Raw genomic sequence first — 14,045 nt, 5'->3', positions numbered from 1 at the left:
GCGGACGCGCGCTACGCGGACCGGCGCACTCTTCTGCCCGCCCATCCCGGGACCCAGGCCCGGGCCTCCATGGCTCGATCAGAGACCGATGTCATGGGCACGGAGGAGCGACGCACACCGAACAGTGATCCAGCTCGCAGTGGACCGTCAGCAGGACCGCGGTGCGAGGTATCGATCCCACTCCATCAGGACTCAAGCTCCCAGACGCGAGGCTCGACTTCGAGCAGGCCATCGAGCTCACGCCTCAGGTTGACGATCAGTCGATCCGCCTGTTCTGCGTGAGCGAGCCTTGACGTCGGACGATCCCATCCCGTCTCGTAGCTGAAGTGAGCGTCGAAGCCTTCGGCCCACGCCAGAAGGTCTCGGGTGAGCCCAATCGACAGCGGCAGCTCGTGCTCTAGGACCTGACCGCCGTCAGACCACCATAGTGGCCACACGGACGCATAATCATTCATCAGCCTCACACCGACGTGCCCTTCAAACATCAGCATCGATCTCCGGGGTGCGCAGTGATGACTTTTTTGGTGTCTGCGCCGATGATAACTGTCGGGTGGAACTCATACACGGGAACCATATCACTGTTGATGAGAATGATCGGCGCCGTGTAGCAGATCTTGTTGTCGCTCTTGTCGACCACCCTGGCCGGGTAGGTCAGCGACTCGCGCACCACGAAAAACATAAAATCATCCCACCGCGAATGTGTATCGTCAACCTTCGCGATAACATTCTGCCAATCTTGCTGGTGGCGATCGCGAATGTGTCGATATCCATGCTTCGAGTCGCCGCACGTCAGACTGACGCTGCCGCCCCCGAGAGACGAGAAGTACTTCACATCATCGATTCGTCGCACCTCGTGGTCGACCTGATTCAGAACGTTGCATGCGACGAGGTCCACGGGGTCGAGCAGCATGGGGGTCACCTCGCCAGGGCGGCTCCCCGTCTCGGGGAACAAGACGTCAATCTCTGCGCCGGGGGTGTATTCGCCGTTGATGACGACACCCCAACCACTGTCTTCGACATCCTCCGTCGGCCCGGCCGCAGCACCGGCAGTGACTCCCATGGAGACGACGAGCCCGACACATAGCACTGTCGACTACCTCACGCTTAGCCGTCGACAGTACATGCTCCCGCACCCCGCGTAAAGCTTCGCAATCGACGCCAAACGTTTCGACGTCAAGTGCCGCAAGGTCGTCGCCCCCTCCTCCCGCATCGATTCCGCGTCTCTACGAAAGGTATGCGACAACGTGCTGCCCGCCCATCCCTGTCGTCGCGGCGTCCTGCACGATGCGCCGCTGGAACAGCATGAACACCACGAGCAGCGGGATCGCGGCGACGATCGCGGACACCATGGTCTGCGCGTACTGCACGCCGTAGGCGCTCTTGACGGTCTACGGGCCGACCGGGAGCGTCATGAGCGACGGGTCGCTGGTGACGATGAACGGCCAGAGGAAGTTGTTCCACGCGCCAATGAACACGAAGTTCGCGACCGCCACGGGGATCGAGCGCGACAGCGGCAGGACGATCGTCCAGAACAGCCGCCAGGGACCGGCACCGTCGATGCGCGCGGCGACGACGAGCTCCTCGGGGATGCCGTCAAGCCGGCGGTTGCCGAGGTCGTCGACGAGGGCGCCTCCACGCGCGACCGGTGATGATGCCGCGCACACCCCTGGCGGGTGGCTCCGCCTGCTCGGGGTGTGCGCGGTGCCACCCGCGCTCCGCCAGGACGCGGCACGCCAGCTCGTCACCGGACTCGCAGGACAGGGTCAGGAACCGTCGAGCCTCGTCCGGCTCGCCCAGGTCGAGCAGCAGGATCCCGAGGTTCGCCTGCGCGTTCTCGTCACCCAGCAGCGTCGCGTCCTCGAGCGTGGCACGTGCGCGCGCCACGTCTCCGCGCTCTTCGTAGAGGTCGGCCAGCGTCACGGACACGGGGAGCGGGTCCGTCTCCACGAACGACTCCAGCAGCGCGATCCCCTCGTCACCCACGACCAACCCGCGGAGGACGCACTCGACCGCCGACTCCGGGCTGTCGAACCGTGTCTCGTAGACGAGAGCACGGGCCTCCTCGTCCCTACCGAGGCCACGGAGCACCTTCGCCAGCCGGACCGCCGTCTCCGGCAGCACCGTCGCACGCCGGTAGAAGGACTCTGCCCGGGCGAGGTCTCCGGTGTCTGCTGCGAGCTGGGCGGCCATGAACGCGCCCTTCACGTCGCCCGCCTCGGCGGAGCGCTCGAACCACACCGCGGCGGCGTCGTCCTCGCCGAGGTCCATCTTCGCGATGCCCAGGTTGAGGAGCGAGTCCGTGACCCCGCGTCGCTGCGCCTCGTGGAAGACGGTGGCCGCCGCTGCGTGGTGCCCTGCCCTGCGGAGCGCGTTCCCCAGGTCATGCAGAGCGTCGACGTCCCCCTCGAGCAGTCCGTCGACCGCGAAAGCCACCTCCTCGTCGACGTCGTCGTACCGCTCGTGACTCATGAGGCCCCCGCCCACTCCGCAGGCCCGGTCGGGACTGGCTGGAGAAGACTACGGTCTCGCCGGTCGGGCTGGTCAAGGGCTCGAGGGTGGAGTTCTAGCGCTCGGCCTGCATCCGTCCGACCCACTCCTCGAACGGATCGGGATCGGCGACAGTCCAGGTCGCCGGGACCTCCGCGCCGAGCTCCGTCTCGACCCACGTGCGGAACGCGGCATGCGCCTCGACGGCCTCGTCGTCCTCGGGCTCCTCCTCGAGCTCCCACGACGTGAGCTCGCGGTGGCCGATCGCGACCAGCCGCAGGAAGTCGACAGCGGAGTCGGCGAGCAGGAAGGTCTCACCGTCCGACCCGAGGACGACGAACCGCGCCCGGTCCCCGTCGATCCAGACGGCCCCCGTGCTGCCGTCCCCCGACACCTGCGCGATCGGCACGAGCTGGTCGTAGCACGGGTCGCCGGGCTCGAACCACCCGCTCAGCGACTCCTGGGCGGAGAACACCACGCCGAGCTGGCGCGTGCCGGCGTACGGCGTGACGAAGTAGCCGTTCGGTCCGTCGACCACCCACCCCTGCTGCTCCATCCACGACCAGGCGCGGTCGAGCGGTTCGGGGATGCTGAAGCCTGCGGGCAGCCGCGGTGTCAGGAGGTCGGTGAGCCTGGACATCGGAGGATCCTCTCGGTGGCGGGCTCTCATCGTGTCGTATGCGACGCGATGAAGCGCGGGTAAGGTCCCCGTTCGTCGTTCCCTGGGAGGGAGCCCGAAACGGTCGAGCGCCACTCTCGTCGCCAGAGAGACTCGGTTGACCACTGCTCCGGTCGCGCTCCCGGGAAATGACGAGATCGCCGTGGCCTTGCGGCCTACGGCGATCTCCGAACCCCGAGGGGAATGTGAACAGAGCATAGCGTCCGGTCAGCTCAGCCCCAGCTGACTCGTTGCCGTCAGACGAGGAAGCCGGCCGGAGCCCCTTCCGCCACGGTGATGCTCGTGACGCGGGTGCCGACTGAGGTGCGGGCGTGGATCCAGCCCTGCTCGAACTCCCACACGTAGTCGCGGTCACCGAAGGTCTCGGGACGGCTGAAAGCGATGTCAGCGATCATCGGGACGCCAGGCATCCCGTCGACGAAGGCCTCGAAGCGCTCGGCCGCGTGCTTGCTCGTCCCGATCTCGACCGAGGCGACGTCGCCCTTGCTCAGGCGCACGCGGACACCAGGCAGGGCGGACACCTGCGCGACGAGCGCGTTCGACGACGGGCGTCCCAGGACGTCGAGGAAGGTCGTGAACTCGCCCGACCGCCACCGGTTGATGCCGTGCGACACGGTGACCGCGCCGAGGACCGCGGTGATGGACGTCGGGACCTCACCGCTGTGCTCGCTGAGCACCCCGTGCTTGCCGACGACGCCGTGCTCGACGACGAGGTCGAGGTGCCCGTAGCGGCAGAGGTCGGTCCGACCGCTCGTGGCGAGCGGTTGGCCGAGCGCCTCACGGAGACTGTCCCTCGTGAACGGCGGCGTCGCGCCTGGGACGAGGTCGTCGACGTGCCGGTAGCTCGAGTCGCCTGCTTCCGGGCTGAGGATGACCCGCACGCTCAGCACCAGGTCGTCCTGCACCTGCATCTCGACACCACCGTCGAAGGTGAGCAGCCGCCGGGGGAAGCCTGACGATCCGGCCCACCGTCGGTGCGCGTTCCCGGCGAGCGCCGCAGCGGCCTGGAAGGCCGGCCCTGCCTCGGGCTCTCCGACGGCCGCGAGCAGCACGCCGAGCTGCCCGCCAGGCGGCGGCACCGGCGCGTTGCGCTCCAGGGCGACCTCGACGAGGCCGTCGTCGTCGAAGCCAAGGCGAACCGGGTAGCCCTCGATCTGGAAGGTGTCGGTCGCGGCGTCGACGGGTGCTCCGAGGATCGTGCGCGCCTGCTCGCGGGTGCTGCCGGCGCTGAGCCCGCCGATCAGGGCGTCCGGACGCGGGTAGGCGCCGTCGCCGACGAGTGCGAAGGTCAGGGTGCGCACGCCGTCGTCGTCGGCCTCGACCACGGCGGTGCCGGCCGCGAGGCGGCGGGAGGTCTCGACGCTCGTGCTGTCGGAGGGCTCGCTCAGGGCGTCGAGGTGCCACCAGACCTCACCGCGGCACGGGTCGGGGAGCCTGCGGGTGCGCGCGAAGGACCATCGTTCCGGGCGGAACGTCCTGCCGCCGGGGTAGTGGAGCAGCAGGTCGTCGTGCTCACCGCGCCAGCACTCCATGACGAAGTCGTCGCCGAGGACCTCCCCGGCGAGCGCCGTGGCGTACTGCTCGTCCGTCAGCGCGAACAGCGCGTCACCAGACCCGTGGCCGACCTGCTGGTCGACGCCGATCCAGGCGCGACCGCTGTCGAGCTCGACGCCGAGGCTGGGACGCTGGTTCACCTGGACGAAGTCGCCCGATCGTGGACGACTAGCCTTCTGCTTCACCGTGGCACCCTTACCTGAGATCACCCGCACGACAGCTTGCTCGCGCACGGACCGGAAGTCTCTCGCACCTCATGTCTTCAGGTCCACCTCAGCGAAGTCGTTGATCTCTTGATCTCCACGCCTCGGTACCCGTACCTGTCCAAGAGAGCCTCGAGCGACGGTCTGACGAGCTCAAAGTTCTGGGCGGGGCCGACGGTGATGCTCCGGATCGGCAGGGTCCGGACGCGCGCCCCTCGAGACTTCTCGTCATGTCGATCCAGAGTCTCGGCTGCCTGGATGCACAGGTATCTGACGATGCCGACTGTCGAGGCGCGAAAGCTGATGATCTTCGGGTTCGTCCAGTACCCCGGCGTCACGACGAGGCGAGACTCGTTCTCTCCAGAGAACCCTGGACCTTTGACGAACTGCGCCAACCTGCTGATCGACAATCCGAGACGGGAAGCATTGTCGATGTACCTGCTGTCGCGATCCATGCTAGAGATGTCTTCTTCGGAGTGACGCCCACCGGTAGAGTCTTCAATCCCTGACGCCCAAGTGACCAAATCTTCAAACGCGCAGTTCCTCGAGTCCTTGTCGTACATCACGGGCGCCCACTCTGTCACCGCCTCGCCAGATGGCAGATCCCACTCGGGGTCGTGATCAGCGCCGGACTGACCGGGCACGGAGATCTCGAGCCGGACACTGGTATCGAGTTCCACGCTAAACCCACGACCGTTGTCGGCGTAGAGCCTCCACTGATTTGCGTCGTCCTTGCACGCTGAGGCGCAGGCAACGAACACACCATCGAGCCCATCAGCCAGCACGATGGAACCCGACAGAAACTCGTCGACGATGTCCGCCTTCTCCCTCCCCAGAATTCCAGTGAACCTCTCCCTCTCCTCGCGCCATCGGTCACCTATGTAGGACTCTCCTTCCTTGATCTCTGAGTAGTCGTTCAGCCCGCTCGCCTCAGTTGCCCACAACTGACCGGACTGCACCATCCCGAGAAATCCGTGTGCCGACGTGTAATGAAAGACGACCGACGGAGCAGAGGGCAGCCCGGTCCAGACCGGAGCGTGGGAGTTTTCCATCTTCCGATCGTAGTTCAGGCCTCGTTCCCGCTGACGCCGACGACCGAAGATCCGCCGGAGAACCATTGACATGGCATCTCCCTGGGAGCGCGACGCGCCCCCGCGACCGTTCCGAGTCGGACTGAGCCAGCGGGACGTCTCACCACTACGACCTGCACCCAGAACAATTCTCGCAGCCTGGGTTCAGTACTCGGGGATCGCCACTCAGCGTGAATACGCCTCGATGAACCCGCCCACGAAGGTGTCGCCCAGGCCGATCGTCGTCGGCGTCCGCACGTCGAGGACGAACGCCGGCACGGCGACGGTGACGTCGTTCGTCTCGAGCGTCTTCGCCATCTGGACCCCACCTTCGTGCACCGCCAGCCGTCCCACCGCCTCGTAGTCGGCCACAGTGAACCCGTCCCCGTAGCAGTACCGCGTGCTAGCCATCGTGATCCCGCCCTGCAGCGCAGCCCGCAGCTCCGCCGCGCGCTCTCCCCGAGCGAGCGACCAGTACTTCGTGTGCACGACGAGCGTCGCCGCCGGGATCGCCGCATGCAGCTCCCCCAGCGCCTTCTCGACGTCGTCCACGTTGAGAAGGTCCACCGTCCGCCCGAGGTACGACTGCATCTCGTCTTCGTTCATCGAGTACACGTCGATGCGGTCGAGGATGCGGTCGCGCACCCGCGTCGCGAACTCCGGGATGTGGTAGCCAGCGTCCTCGTAGAACACCAACGACCCCGCCGGCATCCGGTCGATATCGTCAGCGATGTGCGCGAGCCGCTCTTCGAGCAGCACCTCGTCCTGGATGACGTTGAACCCGGCCACCATGAACACGTCGGCCGTGCTCAGCACGTCCCCGAGCTCTTCGGCGATCACCAGATCGCGGTTGGGCGGGTCGTTGGCGTAGATGATGCGGTTGGGGTGCGGTGCCGTGAAGTCGATGTCCTCGGCCGTCACGCGCACCCCCGCCCCGAACTGCACGATGAGGTGCGGGTCGGTCGAGTCCTCCTCGGCGGAGCAGATGTACGCACACCCCTCCGGCAGCAGCCGTCGGACGTGGTCGTCGATGCTCACGAGGTGCAGCGTGCACGTCACCCCGAGGGTCCGCATCGCGATGGCCGCGCGCACGCAGGTCCCGCCGAGCGTGATCTCCCGCTGGAACCGTGCGGAGAACGTCTCGATGATCTCGGACGACGCGACGAACCGCTCCCCGCCGACGCCGTCGCGCACGAAGGCCAGCAGCGTCACGACGAGCGCCCGCTCGCTCGACACCGGCACGGCGGTCGTGAGCTCGTCGGCGCGGATGTCGTACTCGCGGATGAGGCCCTCGAGCACGCTCGAGTCCCACACGATCTCGTAGTCGACGGTCCCGCCGAGCCCGAGCACCAGCCGCTTGTTGTCCATGGTCGTCCTGTCCTCCGTGCGTCCGCGCTCCGTCGCGCGTCGCCTCATCATGTGCGAGTACGCCGCTGACCGCCCTCCTTGTGCAGGTGGGCGGCCAGGGCCATCTAGGGGGTCGAGCCGGTCAGTACAGGTCGGCCTTGCCGGCCGCGTTGAACAGGTCGATCTTCTGCGCGGCGACGACCTTCATCGCGGCGACCGACGGCGGCTGGATGCTGTTGGGCTCGCGCTCCCCGGCGTCCAGGAGGACCTCGCGCATCTTGCGGTGGTAGGCCGCCTTGATGTCGCTGGAGATGTTGATCTTGTTGACGCCGAGCTTCACGGCCTGGCCGATCTCGTCGTCCGGGTTGTTCGAGCCGCCGTGCAGCACGAGCGGGATCGGCAGGAGGTCCTTGATCTGCTCGAGCAGGTCGAGGCGCAGCTCGGGCTTAAGCGTCGACGGGTACAGGCCGTGGCTGGTGCCGATCGCGATGGCGAGGGAGTCCACACCGGTCTCCTTGACGAACTGCACGGCCTCGGAGGGCACCGTGTAGATGATCTCGCCGCCTGCCTCGGCCTGCTCGTCGAGCTTGCCGATGGTGCCGAGCTCGCCCTCGACCGAGAGGCCCACGGCGTGCGCAGTCTCGACGATGCGCTTGGTCAGCGCGACGTTCTCGTCGAAGGGCAGCATCGACCCGTCGATCATCACGGACGTGAAGCCGGCCTGGATGGCGGTGAGCACCTGCTCGTAGCTGGCGCCATGGTCGAGGTGGATGGTCACCGGGACGGTGGAGCGGTGGGCTCGGGCGATGATCGAGTGGAGCATGTCCGTCCCGATGTGGCTGAGCTCGTCGGGGTGGATCGCGATGATGACGGGGGCGTTCTTCTCCTCGCTGATCTCGAAGATGCCGTTCATCATCGCGTAGTCGCTGACGTTGAACGCGGGGACCGCGAAGTCGTTGTCGTTGGCGACAGCGAGCAGGTCCTTGCCGTTGAGCAGCATGTGAGAATTCTCCTTCTGAGGGTGTGGAGCGGTGGGCTTGAGGGGGGTCAGCTCTTGACCGACCCGGCGGTGAGACCGCCGATGAAGTACCGCTGGAAGAAGAGGAAGAGGATGAGCACGGGGATGCACCCCAAGATGCTCATCGCCATCATCTCGTTCCACTCGTACGAGTGCTGGCCCATGAGGAGCTGGATCCCGATGGGCACGGTGCGCATGTCGTCCGTGCGGGTGAGGGTGAGCGCGAAGAGGTACTCGTTCCACGCGATCATGAAGGTGTAGATGCCGACCGAGACGATCCCGGGGATCGCGATGGGCACGAGGATCCGCCAGAGGGCGGTGAGCGCCCCGGCGCCGTCGACCTTGACCGCCTCGTCGAGCTCTTTGGGCAGGGTGTTGAAGTACCCGGTGAGCATGATGATCGCGTAGGGCAACGTGAACACCATGTAGGTGAGGATCAGTCCCTGGTAGGTGTTGTAGAGCTTGAGCGTCACCATCAGCCCGAAGAACGGGATGAGGAGCGTGATCGGCGGGACGGCCTGGACCGTCACGATGATCATGCTGAGCGCCCGCTTGCCGCGGAACTCGTAGCGGCTGAACCCGTACGCCGCGAAGATCGCGACGATCAGGGTCAGCGCCGTCACCGAGAGGGACACCACGTAGCTGTTGACGAAGAACCGCACCTTGACGGGGTCGCCGAGGATGGTGGTGTACGCGTCGAGCGAGAAGTTCTCGGTGATGATGCGGGGCGGGAACTGGAAGATCTCGGAGTTGGCCTTGAAGGAGCTCGAGAGCATCCAGAAGACCGGGAACCCTGCGAAGAGCGAGCCGATGACGAGGGCGATCGAGACGCCGATCTTCTGGAGCCGCTGCTCCCTGGCGCGCTTCTCGCCCGCGGGCCTGATCTTGACGTTCTGGGGCGTCGAGGTGGACGCCTTGGTCACTGTGGTGGTCATGTCAGTCCCGCGCATTCTGGTGACGGGCGTAGAAGAACGCCAGGACCAGGGTGGCGAGCAGCACGATCACTGCGGCCGCCGAGGCCATCGAGAACTCGTACCGGGAGAACGCCAGCTTGTAGGTGAAGGTGCTGACCATCTCGGTGACGTTGAGGGGGCCACCTCCCGTGGTCATCCAGATGAGCGCGAACTGCTGCGACGTCCAGATGAAGTCGAGCATCGCCATCGAGATGATGATCGGCTTGAGCTGCGGGAGCGTGACGTTGAAGAACTGCTGCCGGGCGCTGGCCCCGTCCACGGTGGCCGCCTCGTAGAGGTCCTTGGGGATCCCTTGGAGCCCTGCGAGGAGGCTGATCATGTAGAAGGGGTAGCCGGCCCAGATGTTGATGAAGGTGACGGCGAACAGCGCGGTCGACGGTGAGGACAACCACTCGATGTTCTGGTCGATGATCCCTGCGGTGTTCAGCAGGTAGTTGATGACGCCGTTGGGGTTGAGCATGAGGCGCCACAGCACCGCGATGATCGCGACGGTGAACAGCCACGGCAGCACGTAGATCACGCGGAACAGGGCCTTGACCTTGTTGCCGAGGAGCTTGGTGTTGAGCAGCATCGCGAAGCCGAGCCCGAGGAGCAGGTGGGCCACGACGCTCGACCCGGTGAACACGAGGGTGTTGCGCACGGCGACGAGGAACGTCGGGTCGGTGAGGATGTCGACGTAGTTGCCGATCCCGACGAACACCGGGTTCTTGTTGGTGATGACGTTGTCCATCAGCGAGTAGCTGATGACCATGATGATCGGCACCAGCAGGAGCACGATCATCAGGATGCCGGTGGGCGACAGGAACGCGTAGGGGACGAGGGTCCGCTTGAGGGACTTCCTGCGTCGGGGTGCCGGAGCGACATCCGTGGACCGGTCGAGGCCGGTCTCCGCGTCACGGTCTGCGAGTGCAGGCCTCATGGCGCTTCCTCCTCAGGGGGGTTGCGGTCGCGCCGCCGGGGTTCAGGGGGGATCCCCCGACGGCGCGACCTGCTAGGTACCAGGAACGGTCTAGAACTCAGCCGTCCAGGCGTCCTGCGACGCCTGCAGCATGTCGTCGACCGACTGGTCACCGGTGAGTGTCTTCTGCAGCTGCTCGTCGAAGAGGCGCATGAGCTGCTCTGCGACGGGGAGCCCGACGAACTCGTTCGCGGGGTACCCGGACTTGTAGATCTCGAAGGCGGCCGCGAAGGTCTCGTCGTCTTCCACGAAGTCGGGCACGGAGGTGGTGTTACCAGGGAAGGCGTTGGCCATGGACGAGAGGTCGGAGTTGGTCTTCTCGCTCATGAGGAAGTCCACGAGCTTCCAGGCCTCTTCCTTGTGCTCGGAGTTCTCCGAGACACCGATGCCCCAGGAGGCGTAGGGGATGCCACGCTCGCCGGTGAAGTCGTCCTCGGCCGGGACGGCCGAGACGGAGAAGTTGAGGTCGGGGTTGGACTCGCGGATGAGGTTGATGTGCGCGAGGGAGTCGATCATCATGCCGACACGGCCGTTGGTGAACTCCTCGACCTTGTCCTGCTCCTTCATGGTGAGGGAGCCCGGTGCGACGACGCCGGCGTCCCAGAGGGACTTGACGTAGTCGACGGCGGAGGTGACGTCGGGGTTGGTGAGGTCGGGCTGGCCGTCCTTGAGCATGGTGCCGCCGGAGGCCCAGGCCCACGACATGACGTCGTTCTGGATGCCGTTGGGGGCCTCGAGGGACAGCGGGACGATCCAGCCGTAGGTGTTCTCGCCGAGTGCGGTGACGGCTTCTGCGGCGTCGGTGAACTCGGTGCGGGTCGACGGCGGTGCGTCGACGCCGGCCTGTGCGAGGAGGTCGTCGTTGGTGAACATCGGGTAGACGAAGTTCACGACGGGGATCATGTAGGTGGAGCCGTCGATCTGCACCTGGCTGGCCAGCTGGCTGTCGTCGTACTTGGCGTCCGTCATGAGCTGGGACATGTCGGCGAGCGCGCCCTGCTTGGCGAAGTCGCTCACCCATGCGCCGTCGAGGCCGACGACGTCGGACATGGTGCCGGTGGCGGCTCCTGCGACGACCTGCTCCTTGGTGGAGGCGTAGGGGCCGCTGAGGAGCTCGACGGTGATCCCGGGGTTCTCGGACTCGAAGGTGTCCATGAGGGCACGGAGCTCGCCCTCGGGGAGCTCCGGCTCCCACCACTGCGCGAACTCGAGGGTGACGCTGCCGTCTGCGGAGGCGTCGTCTCCTCCTCCTGAACAGCCTGCTGCCAGCAGCAGTGCCATCGTCGTGGCGACTGCGCCGACGACCTTCGTTGAACGAGCGACGTTGCTCATCTCTCTCCCATCAGACACGTGCTGGATTGCGCCGACTTCTGCGTCTTAGTGCACGATTAGCAGCACTGTAGGCGCGCCCTCGACCGCCCGTCAAGCACTAGATCGCTGGGAAGTTGCTGTGATCGTGACTCAGGTCACGTAGTTTGGCCGGAGTTACGCCGCTCTGTTCCGCAGTTTTGTGCACGACTCTGCGGTTCTCTTCGGATCTTCGCGGCTCCGGACTCCCCAGAAGCCGCATGGACGTGCTACAAACGGGGGATGGTAGCCATCACAACGGGCAGCGATCGCACCGGCACACCCCGCCGCTTCCCCGCCGGCCGCAAGGCCGAGCTCGCCGCATACGTCTCCGAGGCAGGTCAGGTGACCGTCGCCGAGATCGCCGAGCGCTTCGACGTCTCCACCGACACGATCCGCCGCGACCTCGACCGCCTCGCCGAGGACGGACTCCTCGTCCGCACCCACGGGGGCGCGATGAGCACGACGGCGGTCCCGCAGATCAACACCGGCTTCGACAACCGGCTCGGCTACCAGGCACAGGCCAAGGAGAAGATCGGCGCGCTCGCCGCGACGCTCGTCGACGACAACTCCGTGGTGATGATCAACGCGGGGACGACGACGGTCGCGCTCGCACGAGAGCTCAAGGACCATCGCGGGCTCACGGTCGCGACCAACAGCCTGCGGCTGCCGCCCGAGCTGTCTACCGACTGCTTCCGCGGGCTGTACGTGTTCGGCGGGGCCGTGCACATCGCGGACCAGAAGACCATCGGGCCGGTGAGCTTCCACTCGTCTACGGGCAACCACGACCTCGATGTTCAGTGCGACCTTGCGCTGCTAGGCGTGGGAGCGGTCTCAGCAGAGACGGGCTACTCCACGAGCAACCTCGAGGAGGCCACCATGATGAGCGAGATGATGGCGCGGGCGTCCAGGGTCGCGATCCTTGCTGACTCGTCGAAGTTTGGGCGCAGGTTGTTCGCGCAGATCGCGAGCCTCGGGCGGGCTGACTACTTCGTGACGGATGCGGAGCCGCCGGAGGAGCTGGCGGGGGCTTTGCGGGACAACGGGGTGGAGATCCTCGTTCCCTCCGCCTGAGTCGGCCCTGCAGCAAGACCACCCGGTCAGATTCTTCTCGATCCGCCCTTACGAAACAATCTCGACGATGAGCCACGTTCGTCAACCATAAGATCGCCATGACCTGGGGCCGCCAGCGGCCAGGACACGCGATCTGGGGGATCTGTGGCACGCCTGTCTGACCTGACTGAGTCAACCGCTGTTGAGGGTGCGATCAGCGAGTTCCGCCGGCTGGGCCGGGGGGACTTCCTCGACCGATACGGCTTCGGAGAGTCTCGGGACTACTTCATCCTCGATGGCGGGGACCTGATCGACAGCAAGCCTGTGGTGGCTGCTGCGTTGGCTCTTCAACACCCTGCCGCTCAGCGGCTCGGCCCGGACGACTTCACCGGTGGGATCTCCGGGGCTGTCCGCGTGCTCCGAAGCCTTGGGTTCACCGTCGTGACACGCGCGCAGGTCAAGCCACCACTCCGTGGCGCCCGGTATCGCGATCGCGCGGCTGTCAGGGCTGCATTCGGCGGAGACATGATGGCTGGGCCCATCCGGTTCCCCGGAGAGGACATCGTTAATCTCTTCTCCGACGCGAGCGGACCCTACGCAGACGAGTCTCCCTCTCTGACCGAGACCTTCGGATACCGGGGCCAGGGGCAAGTTGGGGACCAGCGGGTCGACTACCGGGCCAATCGCCTCATCGAAGAGGCTCGGACCTCCGGTACGCCGGCGCGCTTCTGGCATCGGCCCAAGGGCGGCGAGTTCACGTTCGAGTGCTGGGTCGTGGTCGAGAACCGCGTCTGGGTCGAAGGGGTCGGCACGGACGGGCAAGAGCGTCTGGAGATCGACTGGCGGCTCACGCCAGTTCCCAGCACTGACCCCCAAGAGTGGCCCGAACCCGCAAGGCTCGCGCGCACTGTGACGCCGTTGACTCGCGAAGAAGTCGCCGGCGCTGCGGAGGTCAGTCCCTCGCCGACGTACGGTGAGCTCGTTCGACGTCTCGCTGACCTAGAGCGCACGACGGAACCTCAGACCGTAAGCAGAATCGCCTATCAACGGCAGTACGCGGCTCGCCGTGCGGTCCTGATCCGATCGGCTGGTCAGTGTGAGTCGGAGCGGTGCACGGGCATGCCTGCCGAACTCAACCGCAAGGGGATGCCCATCCTCGACGTCGACCACATCGTCGAGCTCTCGCAGGGCGGAGCAGACCACCCACTCAACATGGTGGCCTTGTGCCCGAACTGCCATGCGGCGAAGACTCGAGGGCAGCACGCGAAGCGCTGGGAGAAGGAGCTCCGTCGGATCGCGCAGGCTGCGCATGACCGGAGCCGGCTGGACGTGACCGAAGGATCCGCGGTCTGACG

Annotated in this window: 13 protein-coding genes and 1 pseudogene; 2 read left to right on the top strand and 12 right to left on the bottom strand. The window is 66.1% G+C overall.

The window, feature by feature from the left end:
• Positions 1-185: 185 nt before the first annotated feature.
• From SKED_RS01495 to SKED_RS01440, 12 genes and pseudogenes are all read right to left on the bottom strand, one after another.
• Positions 186-491, bottom strand: a complete 306-nt coding sequence (locus tag SKED_RS01495; RefSeq protein ID WP_012865341.1) for a hypothetical protein — start codon at positions 489-491, stop codon at positions 186-188.
• Positions 485-1,060: a hypothetical protein gene (locus tag SKED_RS01490; protein WP_143755613.1), complete on the bottom strand. Its 576-nt coding sequence runs from the start codon at positions 1,058-1,060 to the stop codon at positions 485-487. Before SKED_RS01490 ends, SKED_RS01495 begins: the two co-directional genes overlap by 7 nt.
• A 163-nt stretch (positions 1,061-1,223) precedes the next feature.
• Positions 1,224-1,595 (bottom strand): annotated as a pseudogene (locus tag SKED_RS19355) (carbohydrate ABC transporter permease); the annotation flags it as partial.
• Positions 1,594-2,469, bottom strand: coding sequence for a tetratricopeptide repeat protein (locus SKED_RS01480; protein ID WP_012865339.1), 876 nt, complete (start codon positions 2,467-2,469; stop codon positions 1,594-1,596). The pseudogene SKED_RS19355 and the gene SKED_RS01480, both read right to left, overlap by 2 nt.
• Before the next feature lie 94 nt (positions 2,470-2,563).
• Positions 2,564-3,127: a hypothetical protein gene (locus tag SKED_RS01475; RefSeq protein ID WP_012865338.1), complete on the bottom strand. Its 564-nt coding sequence runs from the start codon at positions 3,125-3,127 to the stop codon at positions 2,564-2,566.
• Between the two features lie 275 nt (positions 3,128-3,402).
• Positions 3,403-4,860, bottom strand: a complete 1,458-nt coding sequence (locus SKED_RS01470; protein ID WP_012865337.1) for a hypothetical protein — start codon at positions 4,858-4,860, stop codon at positions 3,403-3,405.
• 122 nt (positions 4,861-4,982) lie between these two features.
• Positions 4,983-5,975, bottom strand: coding sequence for a DUF2971 domain-containing protein (locus tag SKED_RS01465; protein WP_012865336.1), 993 nt, complete (start codon positions 5,973-5,975; stop codon positions 4,983-4,985).
• Between the two features lie 204 nt (positions 5,976-6,179).
• Entirely contained in the window at positions 6,180-7,361 is a 1,182-nt protein-coding gene (locus tag SKED_RS01460; RefSeq protein WP_012865335.1) for an ADP-dependent glucokinase/phosphofructokinase, read from the bottom strand.
• Between the two features lie 121 nt (positions 7,362-7,482).
• Positions 7,483-8,340 (bottom strand): ketose-bisphosphate aldolase, encoded by an 858-nt coding sequence (locus SKED_RS01455; protein WP_012865334.1) that lies wholly within the window; start codon positions 8,338-8,340, stop codon positions 7,483-7,485.
• Between the two features lie 47 nt (positions 8,341-8,387).
• Positions 8,388-9,293, bottom strand: coding sequence for a carbohydrate ABC transporter permease (locus tag SKED_RS01450; RefSeq protein ID WP_081447877.1), 906 nt, complete (start codon positions 9,291-9,293; stop codon positions 8,388-8,390).
• Between the two features lies 1 nt (position 9,294).
• Positions 9,295-10,251, bottom strand: coding sequence for a carbohydrate ABC transporter permease (locus SKED_RS01445; RefSeq protein ID WP_012865332.1), 957 nt, complete (start codon positions 10,249-10,251; stop codon positions 9,295-9,297).
• A gap of 90 nt (positions 10,252-10,341) precedes the next feature.
• Positions 10,342-11,622 carry an ABC transporter substrate-binding protein gene (locus SKED_RS01440; RefSeq protein WP_012865331.1) on the bottom strand — a complete coding sequence of 427 codons (1,281 nt, stop codon included), beginning with the start codon at positions 11,620-11,622 and terminating at the stop codon, positions 10,342-10,344.
• A 258-nt stretch (positions 11,623-11,880) separates the two neighbouring features.
• Between SKED_RS01440 and SKED_RS01435 the strand changes: the two genes are divergently transcribed.
• Together SKED_RS01435 and SKED_RS20815 are read left to right on the top strand one after the other, a co-directional pair.
• Positions 11,881-12,711 carry a DeoR/GlpR family DNA-binding transcription regulator gene (locus tag SKED_RS01435; RefSeq protein ID WP_012865330.1) on the top strand — a complete coding sequence of 277 codons (831 nt, stop codon included), beginning with the start codon at positions 11,881-11,883 and terminating at the stop codon, positions 12,709-12,711.
• A gap of 144 nt (positions 12,712-12,855) precedes the next feature.
• On the top strand, positions 12,856-14,043 hold the full coding sequence (locus SKED_RS20815) for an HNH endonuclease (RefSeq protein WP_012865329.1): 1,188 nt from the start codon (positions 12,856-12,858) through the stop codon (positions 14,041-14,043).
• Positions 14,044-14,045 lie beyond the last annotated feature (2 nt).

The sequence above is a fragment of the Sanguibacter keddieii DSM 10542 genome (assembly GCF_000024925.1).
GTDB lineage: Bacteria > Actinomycetota > Actinomycetes > Actinomycetales > Cellulomonadaceae > Sanguibacter > Sanguibacter keddieii.
Note: the sequence above shows the minus strand (reverse complement) of the source record. Positions and strands in the feature narration are given on the sequence as shown.